Raw genomic sequence first — 5,244 nt, 5'->3', positions numbered from 1 at the left:
CCCGAACCCACATCGACATACCACTGGCCGCCCCGTCGGCCGAGCCGACCATCATCGGCCTGGCCTGGCAGCGCGGTATTCCCGTCTTCGAGGTATCGCGCCTCAAGAGTCAGGCCACGCGTGAAGCGCTGGCCGCGCTGGCCCCCGACGCCCTGGCCGTGGCGTGCTTCCCGCGCCTGCTGCCACCGGGTCTGCTGGCCGTACCGCGTCTCGGCGGCTACAACGTCCACCCCTCGCTGCTACCCGCCTATCGTGGGCCGGAACCGCTGTTCTGGGTGTTCCACGACGGTCTAGAGCACGCCGGGGTGACGGTGCATCACCTGGATACGGGCGCAGACAGCGGCGACATCGCGGCTCAACAGGCCGTCGCGCTACCCGACGGCATCGGCTATGGCGAGGCCCAGCGCCGACTGTCGGACGTCGGCGGGCGGCTGCTCGTCCAGGTTCTGGCGGCCGCCCAGGCGGCGCAGTTGACCTTGCGGCCTCAGCCAGCGGCGGCGGCCTCAATGGCGCCCATGCCGACCGCCGCTGATTTTCACATCGACGCCGGATGGACGGTGCGCCGCGCCGACAACTTCATGCGCGGGCTGGCCGAGTGGGGCCAATCCTTCACTGTCGAAACCGATGACGGCGCAGCGCTGGTAGTGGCGGCTCCCACCGACGACGAGACCGGCGCCGGTGCGATACCCATTACGCTCGCCGATGGTTCCCTGACGGTACGCCTGGCGCATTCGGTCTAAGAATTATCTACCTACGCCGGGGGGCTGTCAAACGAGGTGGACGCGATCAGGCCCCTTTGAATGTCGCTCCGCCTGGCGCCCCAGGCTACGGTTGGCGGCTGTAGCGGAAGGCGATGCCCATCAAGCACAGGCGAGATCAATACAGGGCTTTCACTCATACCAAACAAGGAGCGCTTCGTGGCATCCATCAAGACAGTGGGAATCATCGGCGGGGGTGTAGCGGGGCTGGCGGCAGGCGGATTGCTCGCGCGTAGGGGAATCAAGGTCAAACTCTTTGAGGCGAACGGCAAGATCGGCGGCTGCTGTTCGACGACGACCGTCGGCGGGTACACCTTCAACGATGGCGCGTTGTATCTCGCCTTGCCGAACATGCTGGATCGCGTCTTTGCCGAGGTTGGGCTGGATCGCCCGGCCGTTTTGCCGTTGAGGAGGATCACCGCACCGCAGACGGCGGTTCTGCCCAACGGCGACAAGGTCACGTTTGGCGACGGCTTGCGCGTGACTGTCGAAAAGAAGAATGGCACAGTGAACGAAGCCACGCTGAAAAAAGAATTGGATGCCATGATGAAGCGATGGGAGCCAGCCCTTCGCCTGCTCACAGAAGATATCATGGTCCATCCGCTTTCTTTTTCGCGCATCCTCACCAGGGGATGGCGGCAGCTGCCCAAGTTCAGCGGGACGGTGGCGGATGAATTGAGGCGGCTCTTCAGCGACGACTCGGTACGCGCTGCGATGTCGGGCGTTCTGCTTTACACAGGATTACCCCCGGAGAAACAGCCAGCCATTGCGGTCTTGGGGTTGGTGACTCTCTTTAGCGATGGCTTTCACCTACCCCAAGGCGGCATGGGCAAAGTCCCCGAGGCGCTCAGCCGCGCCATGCTCTCGCATGGCGGGGAAATCCATTTGGGTACGCGGGTGGACAGGATTGTCGTCAGGGACGGGCGCGCACGCGGGTTGGAGATTCGCGGGCAGGGATTGGTCGAGGTGGACGCGGTCATCTCTACCGTCAGCGGGATGCTAACCTTTGGTTCATTGCTGGACGAGGCAGACTCGCCGCGCAGGTTGAAGCGCATGGCAAAGGAGGCGAAGCTATCGCACAGCGCGTTTTCGGTTCAACTTGGCTTGCGAAACAAAATAGACGCGCCCAGCCATTCGCATTGTTTCCTGCCGCTGATGGAACAGCAAAGCGACGTGTTCACCCCTTGCGACGACGGCGTGCGGTGGCTGGTGTACGACGCGCCGACGGTGACGCTCCCCGAGCTCGCACCGGCGGGCGGAAGCGTGATCGAAATGTACCCGCCGGTGCGGCGCGATCTTCCAATTGAAGATTGGAGCGAGGAGAAAAAGGAAGCCGTGCTGGAAAAAGCGGTGGCCGCCCTCTCTCGCGTTCACACACTGGATATCGCCGTCAGACGCATGGTCAGCCCCAAGGATTTCAGGAACGACCTGAACCTGTATCGTGGGGCGGTGTACGGTTTGTCGCCGCAGGTCGCGCCGTGGCATCACTTTCCGCATCGCACGCCCATTCACGGCCTGTACCAGACCGGGCAGACCACCTATCCAGGCTACAGCGTGGGGCGTGCCGCCACGTCGGGCATTCTCACCGCCGAAGCGCTCATGGCTGAATGAGGCATGCTACGGCTGGCAGACTCGCAGGGCACAAGCGTGGCTGGTGACTGTATCGAAAAGCGATACCCATCTACGTGCATTTTATCGTCCAATAGGGGTGCTGCCAGCCGGCAGCCTGTCGCGCCCGAGAGGGGTGGCCCATCAAACGAGAGGAGAGACTAAGAATGGCCGAAAACGCAAAGCCCTCCTCCATCCCCAGAAGTTTCTTGTTTGCATTGATGCTAACGCTGATGGCCCTGTTCATCGCGGCCAGCGCCGTGTTTGCCCAACCGCTTGCGCAAGCGCCAGACGGGGCAACGCTCTTCAAGGAAAAGTGCGCGGTTTGCCATACGATTGGCGGAGGGGATTTGCTGGGGCCTGATTTGCAAGGCGTGACTGAACGCCGCGACCCGGCCTGGCTCAAGCAATGGATTCTCGTGCCCGATCAGGTGTTGGCTTCGGGCGACCCGATTGCCACGGAATTACTGGCGAAATACAAGAATGTGCCGATGCCCAATCTGGCGCTGACGCCCGATCAAGTGGCCGCGCTGCTCGCGTACATGAGCAGCGGCGCGACGGCGGGCGGCGCGACGGCAGGCGGCGCGACGGCGGCGCTTCCTGCTGGGGATGCGGCCGTCGGCAAGGCATACTTTCTGGGCAATCAACGCTTCGAGAACGGCGGTCCCCAGTGCATGTCGTGTCACAGCGTGGCGGGCCTCGGCTCGCTCGGCGGCGGCAATTTAGGCCCCGACTTGACGACCAGCGGCTTCGTTCAATCGGACGCGGCGTTTACATCCTTCATGGCCGCGCCATCCACACAGACAATGGGCGCGATCTGGGCTACCACACCACTGACGCCGCAAGAGCAAGCCGACTTGTATGCGTTCCTGAGCCAGGCGTCTGTAGCCCAGCGCGAGCCAAGCGCGTTGTTGCAGATCGCTTTGCTTGCCATCATCGGAGCCGTGGCGATGATCGCGCTGGCCCAATTCCATTGGGGTAAGCGGCTCAAGGGCGTGCGCAAGCCGATGATCGAAGGCACGTACGCAGCGGCGAAGAAGTAAGCACACTCCACGCAGCTCGCGCCCTCTTGCGCACCCCTGGCATCCGCGGACGCCAGGGACGCGACAACAACGGAGGCTGATACCATGGGTTGGATACGGGACTTGATCAATCCGCAGGCCCGCCAGTGGGAAGAGTTCTATCGCAACCGCTGGCAGCACGATAACATCGTTCGCAGCACCCATGGGGTGAACTGCACGGGCGGATGCTCGTGGCAGGTTTACGTGAAGGACGGCATCATTACGTGGGAAATGCAGCAGGTGGATTATCCGCTGTTGGAGGATGGATTGCCGCCCTACGAGCCGCGCGGCTGCCAGCGCGGGATTTCCGCGTCGTGGTACGTCTATAGCCCGATCCGCGTCAAGTACCCCTACGCGCGCGGCGTGCTGCTGGATTTTTGGCGTGAGGCGCGCGGGAGCGGGAAAAGCCCCGTCGAGGCGTGGCAGGCCGTTATCGAGGATGAGGCGAAGCGCGACAGAATCCAGAAGGCGCGCGGCAAAGGCGGATTCCGCCGCACGAATTGGGATGAAGTGCTGGAAATCGTCGCCGCGGCCAATCTGTACACCGCGAAGAAGTACGGCCCAGACCGCGTGTTTGGCTTCTCGCCGATTCCCGCCATGTCGTATCTTTCGTATGGTGCGGGGTCACGCTTCCTGCAATTGTTCGGCGGCGTGAACATGAGTTTCTATGACTGGTACGCCGACCTGCCAAACGCCTTCCCTGAGATTTGGGGCGACCAGACCGATGTATGCGAATCTGCCGATTGGTACAACAGCAAGTACATCGTGTCGATGGGATCGAACCTGAACATGACGCGCACGCCCGATGTGCATTTCATCTCCGAAGCGCGGCACGAGGGCGCGAAGTTTGTCGTCATCGCGCCAGACTTTTCACAGGTGGCGAAATACTCCGACTGGTGGATTCCAGTCAAGGCGGGGCAGGATACGGCGATTTGGATGGCGGTCAACCACGTCATCTTGAAGGAGTTTTACGCGGAGCGGCAAGTTCCGTATTTCATCAACTATCTCAAAGAGAATACCGACATGCCGTTCCTGATCGAACTCGAAAAGGACGGCGATACGTACAAGGCGGGGCGTTACATCCGCGCCAACACCGTGGACCGATACAAGGATGTAGAGAACGGCGCCTGGAAGTTCCTGGTGCACGACGCTACGGCGAATGCGCTGCGCATGCCCAAGGGCGCGGTGGGGGATCGCTGGAGCAAGGAAAAAGGCAAGTGGAATATCAAGATGGAAGACGGGCTGGATGATTCGCCCATCGAGCCGACGCTTTCGTTCCTGGGTTTGCAGGATGAAACGGTCAACGTCGAGTTCTACGAATTTGCGGAACAGAAGACCGCCCTGCGCGGCGTGCCAGCCAAATACATCGAGACGAGCGAAGGGCGGAAGCTCGTCTCGACCGTGTTCGATCTGGTCATCGCGCAATTCGGCGTGAGCCGCGGATTGCCCGGCGACTATCCGAACGGTTACGACGAGGTTGGCGCGTACACGCCCGCCTGGCAGGAAGCCTACACCGACATCGGCCGCGACACGGTCATTCGTCTCGCGCGGGAGTTTGCCGCGAACGCCGCCGCGACGAACGGCAAATCCATGATCATTATCGGCGCGAGTATCAATCACTGGTACAACAACAACCTGGCATACCGCGCGCCGATCTACGCGCTTATCTTGTGTGGCTGCTGCGGAGTCAACGGCGGCGGGATGAACCATTACGTAGGCCAGGAGAAACTGACGCTGGTCGCGCCGTGGACATCGCTCGCGTTCGCGCTCGACTGGCAGAAGCCGCCGCGCCGACAGCAATCGCCAACCTGGCACTA

Annotated in this window: 4 protein-coding genes; all 4 read left to right on the top strand. The window is 62.0% G+C overall.

What is annotated here, in order from left to right; translation table 11 throughout:
* Positions 1–740 (top strand): hypothetical protein (locus K1X71_20900; protein MBX7075608.1); only part of this gene is annotated, 740 nt, incomplete at its 5' end.
* A gap of 177 nt (positions 741–917) precedes the next feature.
* The gene (locus tag K1X71_20895; GenBank protein MBX7075607.1) at positions 918–2,369 is read left to right on the top strand and encodes an NAD(P)/FAD-dependent oxidoreductase; all 1,452 of its coding nucleotides are present in this window, start codon (positions 918–920) and stop codon (positions 2,367–2,369) included.
* Positions 2,370–2,533: 164 nt separating this feature from the next.
* Positions 2,534–3,409, top strand: a complete 876-nt coding sequence (locus K1X71_20890) for a cytochrome c (protein ID MBX7075606.1) — start codon at positions 2,534–2,536, stop codon at positions 3,407–3,409.
* A 102-nt stretch (positions 3,410–3,511) separates the two neighbouring features.
* On the top strand, positions 3,512–5,244 hold a 1,733-nt coding region (locus tag K1X71_20885; GenBank protein MBX7075605.1), incomplete at its 3' end, for a molybdopterin-dependent oxidoreductase.

The organism is Pirellulales bacterium, from assembly GCA_019694455.1.
Lineage (GTDB): Bacteria > Planctomycetota > Planctomycetia > Pirellulales > JAEUIK01 > JAIBBY01.
The sequence above is the reverse complement of the archived record's forward strand: the minus strand, read 5'-3'. Positions and strand labels throughout refer to the sequence as shown.

Excerpts from the sequence above, each read along its gene's own strand:
- K1X71_20890 (MBX7075606.1), top strand. The coding sequence starts at position 2,534 with ATGGCCGAAAACGCAAAGCCCTCCTCCATCCCCAGAAGTTTCTTGTTT.